This window comes from Trichocoleus sp. DQ-A1 (genome assembly GCF_039961955.1).
Classification (GTDB): domain Bacteria; phylum Cyanobacteriota; class Cyanobacteriia; order Cyanobacteriales; family FACHB-T130; genus FACHB-T130.
In genome coordinates, this window is record NZ_JAMPKE010000020.1 from 17,475 (window position 1) to 37,520 (window position 20,046).

Sequence of the window (20,046 nt, forward strand, 5' to 3'; positions counted from 1 at the left end):
AATCAGTTTTTCTACCTAGCAATCGCTTTAATTAATCCAGTTTCAGGGAATTCACTGGCACCTCATCCCAAGAATCAACCGTCCGCAATCTGGCAATCCAACCCGACTCCTTTTGGAAATCGGTTAAATTTTGCTGGTAGGATTCATGACAATCTTGTGCCTGCGCTTCATCACAACAGGCAATACAGGCATGGATCATCCCAGACGGGTCGATCTGTTCGTTCACCCAAATGGTCATAGGCATAAAGCTTGTAATCGTTGTATTGCTGGGCTTTTTCTAGTTCTTACTTTATTCATTACTTACCCGTTGCTTACTCAGGTGGTCTGAGAGTAGCGTCCCTTCGTAGAGAGTTTAACTCCTTTACATTACTCATTGCTTACTTATTTACAGCAGTCTTGGCATTACCTTATCGATGTCTTACTTAGGTAGCGCCTAAAAACCTTACCCTAATTAGAGTTTAACTCTTGGCACCTACAAGTCATATCCGGCACTGTTTAGGTATCTAACCTTAATCAACGAGTACCCATCTCTTCATGGGGTTTGTAGAGGTCATACAGAAGGCTCTTATTGTCAATAAGCTTTTTAATTGAGAATCAGCTCTTAGTGGGTGTACTACTGATCTAGTACAGACTACTCCTACTGGTGATTCACATCCCCTTGGAGTCGCTTTAGCCTCTCCTGATATCTATGTTCATTTCTCCAGAATAGTTAAACTTTATAGTTAAACTTTTTCCGACAAACACATAAAACGCTTAGGAGAATTGTGGCTTACTTTCATTTGACACTTGCGAACAAACCTTAGCACTCTCGGAGTCTGGGAATATTTGACTAAATTAGGACGATCTCATCTAGCAGGGACGTACGTCCGTTTAATGTATCCCAGAGACTATCAGCCATACCACGGGAAAATCCTAGTCGCTTCACTTAATTCCTTGATCGCTGAAAAATACATCCAATTAGATACAGCAAAATAATTGTGAATAAGTGTTAATTAAGTGACCGTAATATCACTTACTCTTTCACAATATAGAAGCCTATTAAAAGGGCAGTCACCCTGTCAGTTAAGTTTGCGAGACCCGTACTGGCAGAGTGACTTACGACTTACTCACACTCACTTTTAACTAATGCAATAGGTACTAGAGTAAAACTTCTTTCTAGATGGCTTTATTTTAGTACCTATTGCGCTTTTGTTTTATACGTTCACTCAAATGAGTTTAACTACTGAGTTAATCTCAATGTGACAAATGAATGCAAGTGAAACGAAAAATGAGTTATGGTGAAATAAACCATTTCTCAAAGTGTACTTAAAACCTCCCTGTTTGTATAAGGGAGGTTTTTATTTATTTAGCTAAGTGATTCAGAGGACTCCCCAGAGCATGATTTTTCTTAGTTAGTGGATGCTTCCATGAGGAGCTTACAATCCCAACAAGCAATCCTTACATTTGGTCTAGATCGTGCATTTAGGTCACACTTAGGGCAAGTATATTTAACCCTTTTGCCGCCTTTACTCCTTTCAGGTTCATCCGATGGTTTAGTTTTCCAGGGGATAAGCTTTTCCATAGGGAGATTGTTGATCGCTTGCTCGAATTTACCGTTTTTAACAACTTCGTGGTCTACATTCCACTTGTCACCAATGTCTATAGGATTCAGTCCAACTTCTCTCATTTTTGCCTTCCATTCTTCATTACAGTAACCTTGTCTAGCAGGTTTCTTTTTTCCAAAGTTGTACTGCCAAACATTCACCATCTGACGGCAGAGCGCCGCCAAAACATCTTGCACATGACGTTCAAAGCTCACAGGACTTAACTGTATTCCACTCAGAGTTACTCCGTTCTTGTCCCACTTATCAGGTAGGAAACAACCGTACTCGCCAGCTTTAGGTGAGAGAGTTAGTACACATTCCGGAAGCTCATTATTAAACAGTTCCCTATTGAAGTAGGTGTAAATGAAATCATAAGCATCAGTTTGCTCTCTAGTTGGAGTCTTCCCACTGTTAACCATTTCTCAAATTTGAGTGTACATTCAAATTTGAGTGTACACTCAAATCAAATAACGCCCCTCAACAGCGAATGTCAGACCCCTGAAACCGGGTATCTCAGAAACCACTTCAGAAGCCTTGTATAGCCTTATACACGATTTCAAAACCCCAGAGGTTTTTGTGTATACAGCGTTATGCTGCAAGACTTCCTTCATGAGGGACACACTCAACTTGTAGAGATACCCATTAAAGATATTTAGTCGGAAATGACACCAGTGGTTAGAGAGTGGGCACAATACCCGATGGCTCGCTCATCAGTGGTTAGTTGTTGTACTCAAAGTTGTGAGGTGGATTAGCGATATGTGTATTTTTTGGTATGAGTTAAACTCTGGAGTTTAACTTTTTCTGGAAAATAGACATATCGCTATGACGGTTGAGTAGTTATGACAGATATAAAAAACCCTCCCAAGTTTGGGAGGGTAATTAGTGCTGATGAGTTGTAGGTTCTAGATGCTACTTACCCGCTAATTCTCTTGTTAGCCTTAACTCTGTCTTCAGTGATTCGTTCTCAGCCCTTAAAGCTGCTACTTCTGCCTTCAAACGTTCTACTTCACTCAGTTCCTTTTGCTGTCCTTTATTACGCTCATGAGCCTGTCTCATGACCTGTGTACGAGTGTCAAGGCTCATGTACTTCTGATATGTGTCAGTATGCATCTGTACTGAATGTCCCATGTTATTCGCCATCTCTTTAACAGGGATACCTAATACATGACCCCTGATTGCGTAAGCATGGCGCAATGTGTGAGGAGTGAAAGGGATTTTGTGTCTACGAAATTTTTGACAAACCAAAGTGCTTTTATCTATTAGGTTACTCACGGAGTGAAGCTTTTTGACATCCTTTAAATTAAACTTCTCTACCCATTCAGGATGTAAAGGAAACACTACACGATCACCAGTCTTTAATCCTTCAGTGAGTGATTCATCTAAAGTAATCACGTTGTTAGTGTTAGTGGGGTCTAAGAACTTAGGGATATCAATTGCCCATATTTCGTGAATCCTTAAACCATAGGTAGCAAGTATTCCGTAGAGCCATTGCCATGACTCCCATTGAGAATTTGAACGATACTTTGATGGCTGGATTTTTAATCGATATTGCTCAATCTCTTCATCAGTTGGTATCTTTTTTTCTTTAGGCTTATAGCCATCCCTTAGACCATTGAATTTAAAATCAAAATCAATGGTGTTGCAAAAAACAGATAATGCCTTTACAAGATGTATTCGCTTGCCAGTTCCCGCTTCTGTAGATTGAATAACCTGCATGATTAAATCACTTGATAGTGGTTTATCAATTGGTAGGCGATTCAGCCAAATTAACCAAGAGTGAAGACTTGCTTCACTCTGTCTATTACGCTTGCGTGTCAGAAAGTATTTAACCTTGAACTCTTCAATTAATTCACCAATAGTTTTAGGTGTCTCAGTTGCTGTTAATTCTGTTTTCTTAGCTATCTCAGAATCAAACCACTGCCAGGTGAATGTTTTGTGTAGTAAGTGATGCCCAATCTGTCTAGCGTAGCTATCAGCTAGAGTTAACCCATCAGCAGACCAGGGACAGTTAGCACCTAACTTGTATTGCTTGCTTGACCTTCCTGCAACGGTAGGTTTATCACCATCTCGCAAAGGTGCTGAGAACTGTAGAGCGATAGTGTTACCTACTCTGACTAACTGAACTTTCACACCATCAGCTTTGAGGTTGGTGTTAATGGTCTGGAGTCTTTCTGACAGTTTCTTCTCTAAGTGTTCGATCCGAAGCGCTTCTTTCTTCTTACTAGCTGGATAGCTAAGGTCTTTTCTCAGGTTATCGGGGATCTCTAAATCCCCCATTAGTTCATCTGTACTAACGCTGGATTCCTTATGGAGTTTGGTCTTTGGCATTTCTTACTTATTGCTTAGTTTAACTCGATGATGTGGTGCTTTTGGGTGCTGTGGCGATCCGCTTGTCTGCCCTATCCCTTGGTACATCTACTCTTCAAAGTTAAACTCCACGGATGGGTATGTCAATCGTTTACCCAAATGGTCATAGGGCATTCTCCCTGAATTTTAAATGCATAGACTGCTTGCAACTCGCCAAAAAACGCTTACCTCTGGGCTGCGATCGCGTACAGCCCTTTGGGCATGAAAACAGCGAAGCGAGGCGTTAGCCTAGCTCTGACTTGTCAGTTCGCACTGGGAAAGAGCAATCCGTTGATTAGTGCTGATTTAATACTTATACCAAGTTGCGTTGTCACATCCTTCAAATCCAATGGCAACGCCAAGGTGTTTTACATTTGTTGGCTCTCTAGCGCTAAGGAATCGACCCACTTCGATCCCCACACCCTCCACTAAAGATATAGAACAGATGGTGAAAACCCGAAGAAAATCGGGAATTCTAAGAAGGGTACTGATGCAAACTCTAATCATTGCAGGCCATCCTTGTCGGCGATCGCTTAATTCTTGAGTTAGCGAGAGCTAAAACTAAGGGATGACAAGGCTTTGAGCCAATAGAAGCACCAGAGTTGAGACCGAACTTTCGTAAAGCTGTCGATCGGTTCAGCGATAAAAGGCAGCATAACCCCAGTTAAGTCACAAAAATAGTTTCTATGAAATCTCGACTTTTCCGCTTCGTGTCTCTTTTTTTGCTCAGTATTGTGCTGATCGCAGCCTGCAATAGCACGACGGTGACTTCCCAAAAAGAAACTCAGCCCCTTACCGTCGGCTACAATTTGTGGCCTGGGTTGTTCCCGATCGCGATCGCTCAAGAAAAAGAATTCTTCACGGCTCAAGGGGTCAAAGTCAAACCCGTCTATGTCCAAAACTTTCTAGAATCGGTGTCTGAATTCAGTGCTGGACAATATGATGGAGTTGCCATCACAGTAAGTAGCTTGATGAGCATCATTGAGAAAAACCCGGATTTACAGATTGCGATGGCAACTGATGAATCGGCTGGTTCTGACTCAATAGTAGTTCGCCCAGAGGTTAAAAGTGTCGCTGACTTGAAAGGCAAGCGCCTCGGAGTCAGGTTAGGTGATGGAGAATTATTTGTCAGCGAAATGCTCCAGAAACATGGTTTGACTAGCGATAATTTGACCCTAGTCAACGTAGAAGGAGAAGCGGTTCCAGCACGTTTTAAGAGCGGGGATATTCAAGCGGGACATACTTGGGAACCGTACTTATCTGAAGTAACCAAATCTGGAGGGCGAGTATTATTCACCAGTAAGGACACACCAGGCTTAATTTCGAGTGTAATCGTGTTTCGCTCCTCAGTAGTACGCGAGCGCCCAAAAGACATTCAAGCATTTATTCGCGCCTGGTTTCAAGCGCAAGATTACTGGCAGGCAAATCCCGAAGAAAGTAAAGCACTGATTGCGAAAACGCTCTCCATCAAACCTGAAGAAATTTCCACTGAGGGTGTCAAGTTGTACACCTTAAAAGACAACTTAAAAGCATTTACTCCTGGTTCTACAACCGAGTCGTTGTACCATACCGCCAAATTGTACGCCGACTTCTATATTCGCACCGGAGGATTAAGCACCGCGCCAGATATTCAAAAAATGATTAATCCTTCTTTTGTGCAGATGTCGCAGGCAGGAAATTAACGAGAAAAAAAGCGTTATTCCATGCAGTTAAACATCAACAGTTTTTCAAGATGAAATCTCGATTTCTCCGCTTTGCGTCTCTTTTTTTGCTCAGCCTTTTCCTGGTTACAGCCTGCAATGGCAGAACCTTTATAACCTCTAAACCTGAGCTTCCACCACTGCGAATTGCCTACAATCTGTGGCCTGGATATTTCCCAATGGAGATTGCTTCAGAACAAGGATTTTTCGCAGAACAGGGGGTGGAAGTTGAACCTGTGTATTCAGAAAACTATTTAGGAGTTGTTTCTGATTTTAGTGCAGGTAAATATGATGGCATCATCGTAACATTGGGTGGTGTGATGAGCATCATTGAGAAAAACCCAGATATCCACATTGTCTTGGAAACCGATCAATCGGCTGGTGCTGACACCGTAGTGGTGCAACGTGATATTAAAAGTGTGGTTGACTTGAAGGGCAAGCGACTCGGCGTGAAGTTAGGCGACTACGGAGAATTGTTTGTTGTCAAGATGCTGGAGAGCAATGGTCTTACTACCGATGACGTGACGCTAGTCGATATAGAAGGGGAAGCCATTCCAGCACACATAAAAAGCGGTGATATTCAAGCCGGACAAACTTGGTATCCCTACACATTAGAGGCAGTGAAAGCCGGAGCGCAGGTACTATTTACCAGTAAGCAAACACCTAGGTTGATTCCGAATGTCATCTTATTTCGCAGCAATGTAATACGCGATCGCCCTGGACAGATAAAAGCATTTATCCGAGCTTGGTTCCAAGCCCAAGATTACTGGAAAGCAAATCCCCAAGCAAGCAAATCACTGATTGCTCAGCGGCTGAAGATTAAACCTGAGACTGTTTCAACCGATAACATTCAGCTGTCCACCTTGAAAGAAAACTTAAAGGCGTTTACTCCCGGTTCCACAGAAGAGTCGTTGTACCAAACCGCTCAATTGTACGCCGATTTCTCGATTCGGACAGGAGGGCTAAGCACTGCGCCGAATGTTCAAAAACTAATCGATCCATCTTTTGTGCAGCATTTGCAGCCAGGAAGCTGACCGCATTCAGTTACACACATCAACAGGTTTTAGGATGAAATATCGATTGCTACGCTTTGTATCTCTTTTATTACTCAGCATTGTGCTAGTCACCGCCTGCAATGGCACGACAACAGTGACTTCCCGCCCAGAATCTTTGCCTCTTAGGGTTAGCTATAGTCTTTGGGCTGGAAGCTTTCCGATAGTGATCGCTTCTGAAAAAGGATTCTTCCAAACGCAGGGTGTTCAAGTCAAACCCATTTATTCAGAAAACTATCTCGTACCCCTGTCTAACTTCAGTGCTAATAAAAATGATGGGGTTGCTGTGCCATTAGGTAGCGTCATGAGTATGGTTGGGCAAAACCCAGATGCACAAATTGTTTTAGTGATTGACCAATCAGCTGGTGCTGACGCAATGGTAGTTCAGCGCGATATAAAAAGCGTGGCTGATTTGAAGGGCAAGCGAATCGGCACTAAGTTAGGTGATTTTGGAGAACTGTTTGTCACCAAGATACTAGAAACTAAAGGTCTTTCTAGTCAAGATGTCAGCTTAGTCAATATAGAAGCGGAAGCAATTCCAGCTTTCTTAAAAAGTGGTGAAATTCAAGCGGGGCAAACCTGGGAACCCTATGTGTCTCAAGCAGTTAAATCTGGGGCTAATGTGCTATTCACCAGTAAGCAGACTCCTGGGTTGATTCCAGATGTCATCGTGTTTCACGGCAATGTGCTACGCGATCGCCCTCAAGAGGTGAAGGCATTTATTCGCGCTTGGTTCCAAGCCCAAGACTACTGGAAAGCCAATCCAGAAGAAAGCAAAGCAATAATTGCCAAAACCCTGAATATCAAACCTGAAACCATTTCCGTAGATGGCATCCAGTTGTCTACTTTGCAAGACAACTTAAAGGCATTTACTCTAGGTTCAACAACAGAGTCGCTGTATCATACAGCCAAATTGTACGCCGACTTTTATACTCGTACCGGAGGGCTAAGCGCTGCGCCGGATATTCAAAAACTGATTAACCCGTCCTTTGTGCAGCAGTTACAAAAGGTAAATTGACTGTGAAACAGTTCCAACTTTATACCCTACGCACTAAGCTGATTTTTTCTTTCCTGGGTGTGGCACTGCTCCCCTTAGCATTACTAGCCTTCTTGAATCAGCGAGCCACACAAAAGACGCTGACGAACAATGCTAACCAAACCCTCTTAACATCTGCTTCTCAAACTGCCCTGAGTATAGATGCTTTTATAAACTCGAATCTGGATGCTGTCCGGGTTGAAGCTCAGTTGCCAGTCTTCGCCAAGTACTTAAGTTTACCTGCTAACCAGAGACAAAGTATCGCTTCAGAAGTCGAGGGCGCTTTACGTTCCCTCAGCCGTAAAGATACTTTGAATATCTCGTCCTACGCGCTGCTCGATCGTCAGGGGCGAGATGTAATTGATACCTATACACCAGATATTGGTCTAGATAAATCTGACCGAGATTACTTTCAGCGACCGTTTAAAACTGGCTTACCCTATGTCTCGCCCATCGTGTTTTCTCCAAGTACTAATGAGATCGGTTTGTACTTCAGTAGTCCGGTACGAAATGCGTCGGGAAATACTATCGGTGTCTTACGTATCCGTTATAACGCTGCTGCTGTCCAGCGATTGGTTAGCCAAAATACCGACCTGGTGAGAAGAAACGCATCCTTTGCGATTTTGCTAGACGAAAACCATATTCGTTTAGCTCACGGAAACGCACCTGAGTTAAATTTTAAATCGGTAGCACCACTCCCACCTGCTAAAGTGAAAGCTCTGCAAGCAGAAGGACGCTTGCCCAAGGGGAAAACGGCAGACTTTTCGACAAATTTGCCTGATTTTGAGCAAGGTCTAGATAACGCTGCAACATCCCCTTACTTTACAACCGCCTTATCCTCTACAAACAACGAGCCGAACGCAGCAGCAGTTACCAAGCTAAAGACGCGACCGTGGTTTGTGGTTTTTGTCCAACCGAAAGCGGTATTTCTAGCGCCTATCGAAGCCCAAGCCCGCGACACGCTGTTGCTGGCTGCGATTATTGCAGGTGTAGTCATTATCGCGGCGATTACGATCGGAGAACTACTGGCTAAGCCACTGATTAATCTCGCTGGAACAGTGACTCAATTCACTGCTGGCAACCTCAATGCTCGTACTTCTATCCAATCAAAGGATGAAATTGGGGTGCTAGCGTTGAGTTTCAATGGGATGGCAGAACAAGTCGGTAAATTGCTTCAAGGCCTAGAAGAGCGTACCCGCGAACTGGAAGTTAGTCAACACGTTACGGTTGCCGTCAGCGAGTTGTCGAAAGCGATTATAGACCCGGAAAAGCTATTGCGCGAAGCGATCGCCCTAATGCAGAATCGCTTCGGCTTGCACTACGTGCAAATTTATCTGTTAGATCAAACCACGAATCAACTCATCCGGCGGGCTGATTCTGGCAATCAGGGTATGCTTGGGCATGATGAAAGCGCCTGTCTGTCTCTTGACGATCGCAGCTTAGTCGCCCTTGCTGCCCGAAAGCAGCAAACGATCTGGGTGGATAAACAGGACAGTGCAGGGCTAGCAGGAGACTTGAAACCCATCCAAATAGGTTCTTCCGCAGTGGTGCCCTTAGTCGCTCGTGGGGCGCTACTAGGAGTGCTGGACATTCAAGACAAGGAAAGCGATCGCTTCAGTCAAACGGATCTAGAGACGTTCAACACCCTCGCCGGACAAATCGCCACGGCTTTAGAAAATGCCCGCTTGTTTGAAGAAATTCAAAAGGCTGAAACCCAATACCGAGACAAAGCTCAAGAGTTACAACAAACTCTATCTGAGTTGAGACAAACTCAAACTCAATTAATTCAAACTGAAAAAATGTCTAGTTTGGGTCAACTGGTGGCTGGAGTTGCACATGAAATTAACAATCCAGTCAACTTCATTTATGGCAACATCACTCCTGCCAATGAATATCTGGAAGATTTGCTCAAACTCTTAAAGTTGTACCAACAATGCTACCCCAATCCTACCCCGGAAATTCAAGACTATATCGAAGAAGTCGAACTCGACTTCCTGCTCCTTGATTTTCAGAAAATTCTATCTTCCATGAAGTTTGGAGCCGAACGGATTCGTCAAATTGTTCTATCTCTAAGAAACTTCTCCCGTTTAGATGAAGCGGAGATGAAAGCCGTTGACATTCATGAAGGTCTTGAGAATACGCTAGTAATTTTACAGAATCAATTAAAAGATAAGCCGGGACATCCGGAGATTCAGGTGATTAAAGAGTATGGCAACTTACCTTTAGTAGAATGCTATGCCGGACAACTGAACCAAGTATTTATGAATTTACTTACAAATGCAATTGATTCTCTCGATGAGTTTAATCATAAACGCTCGATCGAAGAAATTAAAGGCAATCCCGCTACCATCTTAATTCGCACCAAAGTCGCAGGGAACAATCAAGTAGAAATCCGAATAATTGACAATGGTTCAGGGATTTCAACTGAGGTTCAGTCAAGACTTTTCGATCCTTTCTTCACAACGAAAAACGTTGGCAAAGGGACTGGGCTGGGTCTAGCGATTAGCTACCAAATTGTAACCGAAAAACATGGGGGACAGTTGGAGTGTACTTCAGCACCCGGTCAAGGGGCTGAGTTTGCTATCAAGATTCCAATTAGAGTTTAAGCTAACAAATCTTCATCAAGCGCGATCGCACTGAGGAATTTTAGACCTGACCGATACCACGCCCCCTAACTCGATAATCCTCAGCCCTAAGCTGTTCAGGGGAAATTAGAAGGCTCAAGATGCGTTTAGGGAGACGAGAAAGTTAGAAACCTTAGCTGGATAGAATTTTAGCAACTCATTTTCTAAAAAATCCCTAAATCTACAGCATTATTTTAAAACCCGATTTCAAACTCGCTCGAAAACATATATATAGCAATCCTATTTTAGTTGTGAGACAAACCTTCAGATCCTGACTTCTTTCTCGAAGTCGGGAATCGCACCTTCACGAATCATTTCAGATTGGTATAGAAACTAATTTTTAAAAAAAGTTCCATATTTTCACGTATGGCTGAACTTAGTCAGTACACCGAAAATAGATACAGTGCGGAAAAAGGCACAAATATTATAAGCGTAGTGGATGAAAAAATGACCATCAGTAAAAATACGCAAGTTTTAAAGCCAGAATTACAGTCAGAATTAGAGCGGGAAGGATTGCTGCACCGAATCACTAACCGGATTCGTCAATCCTTGGAATTACAAGAAATTTTAATCGCAACGGTGGCAGAAGTCAGTTCGTTACTAGAAGCAGACCGAGTCATGGTCTATCGGTTTCATGCTGATGAAAGTGGAGAAGTGATTGCCGAATTTATTTATAAAAATCGCCTTCCGTCTTTAAAAGGTTTGAACTTTCCAGCGGATGACATTCCTCCCCAAGCACGCGAACTCTATCAGAAAGTGCGTCTGCGTTCGATTGTGAATGTTGCGTCAGGACTCATTGGTTTATCGCTAATGGATTCTCCAGAAACCGGAGAATCCCTAGAAACCAGAAAGATCCACTATCGCCCTATAGACCCTTGCCATGTGGCATATCTCAAAGCAATGGGTGTGCAGTCTTCTCTGGTGGTGCCGATTCTGCATGGCGATCGCTTGTGGGGGCTTTTAGTCGGTCACTACTCGCAACCGCAAGTAATCTCAGAACGGGAACTGGAAATTGTCCAGATGGTAGCCGATCAAGTGTCGATTGCGATCGCTCAATCTACTTTACTCACCCAAACCCGCGAAAAAGCTCAGCGGGAAGTCACGCTTAACCGTGTCGCTACCCTGCTGCATACACTCCCTACCATTGAGCTGCAATCCGCCCTGGAGGAAACCGTTAGCGCGCTGCAAGGTTCGGGTGGCAGACTGTACATCGCCCCAGAAACTACTGGCTTGTCAGCGATAGTGTACACCTGTGGCGATCAATTGAAGCTCGTAGAACCGGGAGTGGTAGCAGTACCTGCCTCATCCGTTTTAATTGAGCAGCATCCTCTGTGGCAAGAATGGTTAAAAGGCGGAGCAAATTTAAACCCTGTCGCTACTGCAAATACTAGGGGTAGTAGTGGCATCATTGCGATCGCTGACTTGTATAAACAAACGTATTTACAATCGATTGAAACTGTATTTCAATCTACTTTGATTCGAGGCGTGTTGATTGTACCCCTCCAACACCGTCAACAGTTGGTCGGATACTTGACAATTTTTCGAGATGAAATTGACACAGAAACCTTATGGGCTGGGCATTTTGACCCGGATGCGCGACAAATTCATCCCCGGAAATCTTTTGAACTTTGGCGACAGCTAAAAAGAGGCCAATCGCGCCAATGGACTCCGGAAGAGATTGAACTCGCTGATACTTTAGGCGATTGCTTCTCAATGGCGATTGAGCAGTATGGACTGTACCAAAAGGTGCAGCGTCTGAATGCCAACCTCGATTGTCAAGTCCAAGAGCGTACAGTCAAGTTACAACAATCTTTGGAGTGGGCAAGCGTTCTTAAGCAAGTCATCGACCAAATCCGCAGCACTTTGGAGCTAAAAACAATCCTGCAAACCATCGTGCGCGAAGTCCGAAACCTGTTAGATACAGATCGAGTGATCGTTTACCAGTTCACCCGGCGTTGGCAAGGCCAGGTGGTTGTCGAAGAGGTCACTGGCAAAACGAAATCGATTCTGGGGCAGGTATATGACGAGAACTGCTTTCCCTTAGAGTACGCAATCTTATACCAGGGGGGACGGGTTCGGGCAATGAACGACGTGCATCAAGCTTCTTTGCAAGCTTGTCATGTCGAATTCTTGGAACAGATTCAGGTGAAAGCCAATTTAGTCGTCCCGATTCGCAGAGGGGAGCAACTGTGGGGGCTACTGGTTGCCCATGAGTGTCATGCGCCAAGAGTTTGGAAGGCGGAGGAAGTCGATCTGCTACAACAACTTGCCGATCAAGCTGCGATCGCGATTCAGCAAGCCGAACTCTACCAACAACAAGCGGAATTACTCGCGCAAACCCAGCAGCAAGCAGAACAACTCTCTAGTGCCCTCCAAGAGTTGCAGAAAACCCAAAGCCAGCTAATTCAAACCGAAAAAATGTCGAGTTTGGGTCAACTGGTTGCCGGTGTCGCTCACGAAATTAATAATCCGGTTAATTTTATCTACGGCAATATCAGCCACGTTGATGAGTATACCCAAGATATGCTCAAACTCATGGAACTCTACCAACGCCATTACCCGAATCCCCATCCTGAAATTGTGGATCGAGCAGAGGCGATTGACATCGAGTTCCTGACTTCGGATCTTCCGCAGATGCTCTCATCAATGAAGGTTGGAGCTGATCGCATCCGCCAGATCGTTCTGTCTTTACGCAATTTCTCCCGACTGGATGAGGCTGAGCGGAAACCTGTCGATATCCACACTGGCATCGACAGCACTCTGTTAATCTTGCAACATCGACTCAAAGCCAAGCCAGACCATGCCGAGATCGACGTGGTGAAAGAGTATGGGGACTTGCCGCCTATCGAGTGCTACGCCGGTCAGATGAATCAAGTTTTTATGAACGTGATCGGTAACGCCATTGATGCTCTAGAGCAACGCGATGAAACGCGATCGCTAGAAGAAATTAAAAACTTACCCAGTCAGATTACCATTCGTACTTTTCTGATGCAGGACAACCCAGCGGGTGTCCCCCGCGTTGTCATTCAGATTAGTGACAATGGCCCTGGCATGAGTCCAGGCGTGCAGTGCCAAGTTTTCGATCCCTTTTTCACCACCAAGCCGGTTGGGAAAGGCACGGGTCTGGGACTTTCCATTAGCTACCAGATTGTGGTAGAAAAACACGGCGGTTCCTTTAAATGTATGTCTCAACCCGGTCAGGGTACTGAGTTCTGGATAGAAATTCCTCTGAATCGCCAGTTAGCACAAAGCTGCTATAGCAATCCTATTTGAGTTTTAAGATGCCAGCGGTTCAGACCTCCGACTTTTCCAAGAAGTCGGGGATCTCGCCTTTAGGAATCATTTAGGAGCGCTATAGAACGCCTTGTACTCGGAAACCTCCTTTCCTTGCAGGGAAGGAGGTTTGGTTTTTCAAGTGAAAAATCTGAATTTTCCCGACATCCTCAGCATCGGTTAAGAAAAAATTAAGGTAGAATTAATAAACAATCATTGATATAAATATAAGTTAATATCAATCTCGATCCAGGGCAAGCCTGGGTTGGTTCCCAACTTCGCATAGGTGAATCCATGAGTACCCAAAAAGTCTCATCGCAGTCCTTTTGTGCCCAAAAACTGAAAACTTTGGCAGATTCAACGCGGCTTGAGGTTTTAGAACTGCTGATGAGTGGCCCTAAGCACGTTGGCGAGATGAATGCGGTGCTGGGGTTGCAACAGAGTTTGCTATCGCATCATCTAAAAGTTTTGCGAGAAGAGGGTTTTGTGACGGCGACGCGAGATGGCAAGGCGGTGCTTTATCAGCTAGATCCTGCAATCCAGAGGGCAAATGCTGGTCGGGCGATTGACTTGGGATGTTGCCTGGTTTCGTTTGATTCCAACACCTAAAAAACTTCAATTACATAACTGATGAAGAATCTAAGAATGCTTGCGCCGCTTTCTATAGGGTTGGCTGCCTGCTTTTGGCTGCAATCTTGCGGGAAGCCTCCAGAAGGGGCAACCCAATCATCCGATAAGTTACAAGGCAAGCTGGTTTTGACGGGATCGAGTACGGTAGCGCCTTTGGCGGCTGAGATGGCCAAGCGCTATGAAACTCAACATCCGGGAGTCCGGATTGACGTGCAAACGGGCGGCTCTTCGCGAGGAGTCGCAGATGCCCGTCAGGGGGTGGCGGATATTGGGATGGTTTCCCGAAGTCTCAAAGACAGCGAGAAGGATTTGCAAGCTTTTACCATTGCTAACGATGGCGTCTCGGTCATTCTTAATCAAGAGAATCTAGTTAAAAGTCTGACGGACAAGCAAATTGTCGATATCTACACCGACAAAATCAATAATTGGAAACAAGTCGGCGGGAAAGATGCCCCAATTACGGTGGTCAATAAAGCTGAGGGTCGATCCACGCTGGAACTGTTTGCCGACCACTTCAAATTAAAGACAACCGATATTCGTGCCGATGTGGTGATTGGCGATAACGAACAAGGAATCAAAACCGTAGCAGGGAATCCCAACGCGATCGCGTATGTCTCCATTGGTTCAGGCGAATATGGTGCTACTCACAATACTCCAATCAAACTGTTGCCAATAGAAGGAGTAGACGCCTCTATTGCTAACGTCAGCAACGGTAAATTTCCGATTTCTCGCCCTCTTAATTTGGTAACAAAAACCACACCCGCCGGATTGCAAAAAGAATTTATTGATTTTGCCCGTTCTCAAGATGTGCAAGACATTGTGAAGGAGCAATATTTTGTCCCAGTCGCGAAATGAAGTCATTCTCGTCTGGATGTTGCGGGGAATGGCGATTATTTCGGGCGCGATCGCGCTTTTAATCCTGCTATTCCTGATTTGGGAAACCTTACCCATCCTGCAAAATATCGGACTGACACGCTTCTTCAAAGACCCCTCCTGGCATCCAGTTAGCGAAGAATTTAACCTAATGCCGATGTTGTGGGGGTCGCTATTTGTGACGGCGGGATCTGTGCTAATCGCAACCCCTTTAGGGATTCTCTCAGCAGTTTTTTGCCACTATTATGCACCTCCCGCATTAGCCAAAATTTACCGAGGCTTAATTGAGCTTTTAGCAGGGATTCCCTCAGTCGTTTATGGCTTTTGGGGTTTAGTCGTACTGGTGCCAATTATTGGGCGGATGCACCCACCGGGACCAAGTTTATTGGCCGGGATTTTAATCTTAACCCTGATGATTTTGCCCACCATTGCCTTAGTAGCCGATGCCACCTTTACCAACGTGCCCGCACATTATCTGCGGGGTGCGGCGGCGCTGGGATTGGGACGCTGGGCAATGGTGCGTGGTGTGGTTTTTCCAGCAGCAAAATCAGGTTTATTAACTGGCGTCATCTTAGAAACGGGACGGGCGATTGGCGAAACAATGGCGGTGCTAATGGTTTGTGGTAACGTCGTGCAGGTGCCAAAGGGTGTATTTGAGCCAGTGCGGACGTTAACAGCAAATATTGCTTTAGAAATGGCTTATGCCGTGGGAAATCACCGCGCTGCCTTGTTTGTCAGCGGGTTGACATTGATGGCAATGATTGTGGTTTTAGTCGTTGCTGCCGAAATGATTAACCGGGGGCAGATTTATGAATAAATCCTTTGATAAGACAAGCTTACAAAAACAAATTGTGCGAGAAAAAACCAATTCTTTTGCTTTTAATTGTTTGCCTTATTCCGAATTGATTTCCACAGCAATCGTCTGGGGATCTGTCGCTTTAATAACAGCTTCGCTATTGTGGCTATTAAGCGATATTTTTATTTCTGGTATCGGTCAAATTAGCTGGGAATTTTTGACAACTGCACCGAATAATGCTGGACGAGATGGAGGAATCGCACCCATTTTAATCTCGACCGCGCTAATCGTAGGAGTATGCATGGCAGTTTCAATTCCGTTGGGAGTGGGGACTGCGATATTACTGGCTGAATTTACCTCAAATGAGAGTATTTTGGGGCGGTTAGTGCGACTGAGTTTGGATGTTTTAGCAGGCATCCCTTCAATTGTTTTTGGTCTTTTTGGGAACGCTTTCTTCTGCAAAACTTTGGGAATGGGCTTTTCGATTCTTTCCGGTGGGTTGACGCTGGCGTGTATGGTGCTGCCGATTTTGATTCGCTCAACCCAGGAAGGTTTCCGAGGCGTACCAGATGACTATCGACGTTCGGCGGCGGCGCTGGGACTCTCGCGTACAGCCACACTATGGGAGTTACTGCTACCAGCCGCCATGCCTGGATTAGTCGTGGGGTTGCTGTTGGGTTTGGGAAGAGCGATCGCTGAAACGGCTGCTTTAATCTTTACCAGCGGTTACGTCGATCGGATGCCAGAGTCATTGTGGGATTCCGGGCGATCGCTCTCGGTTCACATTTACGATCTCGCTATGAACGTCTCTGGCGGCGAACCAAATGCCTACGCCTCTGCTCTCGTATTAATCAGCTTTCTATTACTCATTAATGCTGCAATCTCTTGGCTAGCAGAACGGTTTCGGCAATCCCGAATTTGGGTAGCGTAAACCAAGCTTACCTCGCGTTCTTTTTTTGCGTACTTCGCGTCTTTACAGTTTAAATTCTTCATGAAACACTCGACAAGCGAAATTAGAATTCAAGAGAAAACTTCAGCCTCACTTCCCAGTAATGCCCCAGAAATCAAAACCGAGAATTTAAGCCTTTCTTACGCGAATAAACCCGCATTTAAAAATGTCACTCTCTCTATTAAATCGGGTGAAATTACAGCCCTAATTGGCCCTTCCGGTTGTGGCAAAACAAGCTTTCTCACTTGTCTAAACCGCCTTACCGATTTAACCAACAACTGTCGGTTAACAGGGCGGATTCTGCTGGGGGAGCGAGATGTGCAAGAAATCGATGTGATTTCATTGCGTCGCCGAATAGGAATGCTATTTCAAAAACCCAATCCCTTCCCACTTTCCATTATCAGAAATCTTGAATTTCCGCTTAGAGAACATGGAGTGAGGAATCGAGAAAAAATCGATGAAATTGTCGAAGATGCCTTGCGCGATGTCGGCTTGTGGGATGAGGTGAAGGACAGGCTGAAATCTCCTGCCCTTTCCCTTTCTGGCGGACAACAACAACGGCTATGTCTCGCCAGAGCGATCGCCCTCAAACCCGAAGTTCTCCTAATGGATGAGCCTTGCAGTGCCCTCGATCCGCTTTCTAGTGAAGTCGTCGAAGATTTAATCGTCAATCTGCGCGGCAAATATACAGTCCTCGTCGTTACTCACAATCTGGCACAGGCAAAGCGGATTGCGGATGATGTAGCGCTGTTTTGGGTTCAGGATGGCGCTGGACAATTGATCGAATCCGGTTCAGTTATCCAGATTTTTGAATCGCCCCAGCACCCTCTAACGGCTGCCTACGTCACTGGCAGAAGGGGTTAGTGCAGCCATACTCACGAGAGAATCGCCCGTAACGCGGCAAATCCGCCAGTCGGGCAAAACGTCAGCACCCATGCGCTCGTAGAATGCGATCGCGGGTTCGTTCCAATCCAAAACGCTCCACTCCAATCTCCCGCAGCCGCGAGATACAGCCAACTGAGCGAGGTGGGTGAGAAGCGCCTTCCCGATCCCCTGACGCCGATATTCCGGGAGTACAAACAAGTCTTCCAGATAGATTCCCGGCTTAGTGAGAAAGGTGGAATAGTTATGAAAAAACAGGGCAAACCCCACGGCTTGCCCCGCATATTCTGCTAGAATTGCCTCTACATAAGGCTTAGAACCGAACAGATGCTCTTTCAGGGCGTCCGTATTGCCTGTGACAGCGTCAGAGAGTTTCTCATACTCCGCGAGTGCTTTAATTAGCTCAAATAGCACCGACGCATCTCCAGGCTCTGCTGGACGTAAAATCAATTCAGTAGTCATTCGTCATCAGTCAGCGATCGTTTGGTCAATCATAAAACGAATGACTAATTACCGATCGCCAACAACTTTTAGGTGAGCCATCCTTTCAAGCGTTTGGCAACCTGGGGACGCCGCAGTTTCCGCATCGCTTTACTTTGAATTTGACGCACTCGTTCGCGGGACAAATTAAATAAACAGCCCACTTCTTCTAAGGTGTAGGGTTCGCTGCTGGTTAAACCATACCGCAGCGAGATAACATCTTTTTCCCGATCGGTGAGAACGTCGCCTAACACTTCCCAAATTTCCTGGCGCATCATGGCTTCGCTCATCTGCTCTTCAGGAGATTGATTATCACCATCTTCGAGCAGATCCATCAGTTCCGTCTCTTCTCCCTTCCCGATGCGATGGTTGAGAGAAAGCGATCGCCTTCTAAGTTGCAACAACTGACGCAACTGCGAAGCCTCAATATCTAAAGATTGCGCCAGTTCCTCTTCTGTCGGATTGCGATGCAGTTCTTGCTTGAGTTCTCGCTGCGCTTTTTTGAGCTTGTTTAACTTTTCGACGATGTGAATTGGCAATCGAATCGTCCGGGCATCGTTAGCGATGGTTCGCGTAATCGCTTGCCGAATCCACCAATAGGCATAGGTAGAAAACTTATAACCTTTGTCGGGATCAAACTTTTCTGTAGCGCGATTTAATCCTAGCGCCCCTTCCTGAATTAAATCGAGGAATTGAACACCTCGGTTCAAATATCGTTTAGCAATAGAAACAACTAATCTCAGGTTCGAGCGAATCATCTTCCGTTTCGCCACCCGTCCGCGATACAGTTGATGTTCCATCTGGCGTTCCGAAAGCCCATCTGCTGCTGCCAGTTCTGCTTTCGTGGGAGCGCGATCCAACTCTTTTTGTAATTTTTCTTGGAGCGCTTCTATCTTGACTAAATATTGGACGCGATGGGCTAACTCGACTTCTTCATCTGGTTTCAGAAGGGGATAGCGTGCCATCTCCTTAAAAAACGCTCCTACAGTATCATCGGAGACAGTTTTGCGGTATTCAGAGGGGCGACCACCGGCTAATTTATCAATTTCGTCTGAAATTTCATCTTCAACACTGACGATTTCTATTTCAGTGGTTTCTTCCATTTGCTGGTCGGTAATATCTACAAAATCCCGATCGGATGTAGATTCCACGTCGCTTCGGTTCAAGTCAGCAATATTCATAGCAAGGTCTGAGTCGGTATTGGATAAAGCGAGTTGATGGGAACGGATGCTCTCTTTGTACATATCCATGACGGACTGAAGACAGGCTCTACGAGCATAGACTCAAGGGTCAACTTTATTTTTACTGTCTGCATTCTTTGCTAATTTTGAGCTTCATTTATCCGCTCGTGGCAACACCAGATCGGGTACCCGCTTTGGAACACTCAAAATTTATTCAACCTTTCAATTTACAAATAGCTTTTTAAGGCTACCAGAAAATAGTTTTTTGATTGTTTTCCTGATTACATTTCTCGATTCCAGAATCTAGAAGCGCTTTAGATTGGGTATGCGTCTTAAGAAAAAATCAGGAAACATGAAGGTGATGCCCTCGTCTATTAGAAGCTTGCCGTCAGCTGTGATGCCGTAGATAAATTTCAATTAAATTAAACTTAAATCAATGCCAAGTCTGGGGTTTCTTTCCATTTTTTCTGGCTCCTAATTAAGGAAAGTTTAAAGTTTTTTAAATTTCCCATGCTATTCACACAGGATCTCATATACTTGTGAGCTTTCCTCTCTATCGATAGGGAGAAAGTAGGCATCCGCGCTCTGCACAATAGATAGAGGATAGCAAGTATACTCACATACAAGCATCCAAGCGAGAC

General features: G+C 45.0%; 15 protein-coding genes. 10 read left to right on the top strand and 5 right to left on the bottom strand.

What is annotated here, in order from left to right; translation table 11 throughout:
• Positions 1 to 31: 31 nt before the first annotated feature.
• The 3 genes from NDI33_RS18220 to NDI33_RS18230 form a co-directional block, all read right to left on the bottom strand.
• The gene (locus tag NDI33_RS18220) at positions 32 to 238 is read right to left on the bottom strand and encodes a glycogen debranching protein (RefSeq protein ID WP_190414452.1); all 207 of its coding nucleotides are present in this window, start codon (positions 236 to 238) and stop codon (positions 32 to 34) included.
• A 1,149-nt stretch (positions 239 to 1,387) separates the two neighbouring features.
• The gene (locus NDI33_RS18225) at positions 1,388 to 2,002 is read right to left on the bottom strand and encodes a hypothetical protein (RefSeq protein ID WP_190676384.1); all 615 of its coding nucleotides are present in this window, start codon (positions 2,000 to 2,002) and stop codon (positions 1,388 to 1,390) included.
• A 490-nt stretch (positions 2,003 to 2,492) separates the two neighbouring features.
• Positions 2,493 to 3,911, bottom strand: a complete 1,419-nt coding sequence (locus NDI33_RS18230) for a hypothetical protein (protein ID WP_190676386.1) — start codon at positions 3,909 to 3,911, stop codon at positions 2,493 to 2,495.
• A gap of 704 nt (positions 3,912 to 4,615) precedes the next feature.
• Here NDI33_RS18230 and NDI33_RS18235 point away from each other — a divergent pair.
• The 10 genes from NDI33_RS18235 to NDI33_RS18280 all read left to right on the top strand — a co-directional run bounded on the left by NDI33_RS18235 (position 4,616) and on the right by NDI33_RS18280 (position 17,726).
• Positions 4,616 to 5,611: an ABC transporter substrate-binding protein gene (locus NDI33_RS18235; protein WP_190676388.1), complete on the top strand. Its 996-nt coding sequence runs from the start codon at positions 4,616 to 4,618 to the stop codon at positions 5,609 to 5,611.
• Between the two features lie 50 nt (positions 5,612 to 5,661).
• The gene (locus NDI33_RS18240; protein WP_190676390.1) at positions 5,662 to 6,663 is read left to right on the top strand and encodes an ABC transporter substrate-binding protein; all 1,002 of its coding nucleotides are present in this window, start codon (positions 5,662 to 5,664) and stop codon (positions 6,661 to 6,663) included.
• 34 nt (positions 6,664 to 6,697) lie between these two features.
• Positions 6,698 to 7,699 (top strand): ABC transporter substrate-binding protein, encoded by a 1,002-nt coding sequence (locus NDI33_RS18245; RefSeq protein WP_190676392.1) that lies wholly within the window; start codon positions 6,698 to 6,700, stop codon positions 7,697 to 7,699.
• A gap of 2 nt (positions 7,700 to 7,701) precedes the next feature.
• Positions 7,702 to 10,323 (top strand): ATP-binding protein, encoded by a 2,622-nt coding sequence (locus NDI33_RS18250; RefSeq protein ID WP_190676394.1) that lies wholly within the window; start codon positions 7,702 to 7,704, stop codon positions 10,321 to 10,323.
• 465 nt (positions 10,324 to 10,788) lie between these two features.
• Positions 10,789 to 13,614 (top strand): GAF domain-containing protein, encoded by a 2,826-nt coding sequence (locus tag NDI33_RS18255; protein WP_190676476.1) that lies wholly within the window; start codon positions 10,789 to 10,791, stop codon positions 13,612 to 13,614.
• Positions 13,615 to 13,908: 294 nt separating this feature from the next.
• Positions 13,909 to 14,223: a metalloregulator ArsR/SmtB family transcription factor gene (locus tag NDI33_RS18260; RefSeq protein WP_190676396.1), complete on the top strand. Its 315-nt coding sequence runs from the start codon at positions 13,909 to 13,911 to the stop codon at positions 14,221 to 14,223.
• Positions 14,224 to 14,259: 36 nt separating this feature from the next.
• The gene (locus tag NDI33_RS18265; RefSeq protein ID WP_348245655.1) at positions 14,260 to 15,099 is read left to right on the top strand and encodes a phosphate ABC transporter substrate-binding protein; all 840 of its coding nucleotides are present in this window, start codon (positions 14,260 to 14,262) and stop codon (positions 15,097 to 15,099) included.
• Positions 15,080 to 15,934, top strand: coding sequence for a phosphate ABC transporter permease subunit PstC (pstC, locus tag NDI33_RS18270; protein WP_242033166.1), 855 nt, complete (start codon positions 15,080 to 15,082; stop codon positions 15,932 to 15,934). The genes NDI33_RS18265 and pstC overlap by 20 nt, the downstream gene beginning before the upstream one ends.
• Positions 15,927 to 16,844 (top strand): phosphate ABC transporter permease PstA, encoded by a 918-nt coding sequence (pstA, locus tag NDI33_RS18275; RefSeq protein ID WP_190676399.1) that lies wholly within the window; start codon positions 15,927 to 15,929, stop codon positions 16,842 to 16,844. Before pstC ends, pstA begins: the two co-directional genes overlap by 8 nt.
• A gap of 60 nt (positions 16,845 to 16,904) precedes the next feature.
• Complete coding sequence (locus tag NDI33_RS18280; RefSeq protein WP_190676401.1) at positions 16,905 to 17,726, top strand: phosphate ABC transporter ATP-binding protein; 822 nt, start codon at positions 16,905 to 16,907, stop codon at positions 17,724 to 17,726.
• Here the strand turns inward: NDI33_RS18280 and NDI33_RS18285 are convergent.
• Positions 17,691 to 18,206, bottom strand: coding sequence for a GNAT family N-acetyltransferase (locus tag NDI33_RS18285; RefSeq protein ID WP_190414443.1), 516 nt, complete (start codon positions 18,204 to 18,206; stop codon positions 17,691 to 17,693). The genes NDI33_RS18280 and NDI33_RS18285 overlap by 36 nt on opposite strands.
• 68 nt (positions 18,207 to 18,274) lie before the next feature.
• Entirely contained in the window at positions 18,275 to 19,405 is a 1,131-nt protein-coding gene (locus NDI33_RS18290; protein ID WP_190414486.1) for an RNA polymerase sigma factor, RpoD/SigA family, read from the bottom strand.
• Positions 19,406 to 20,046 lie beyond the last annotated feature (641 nt).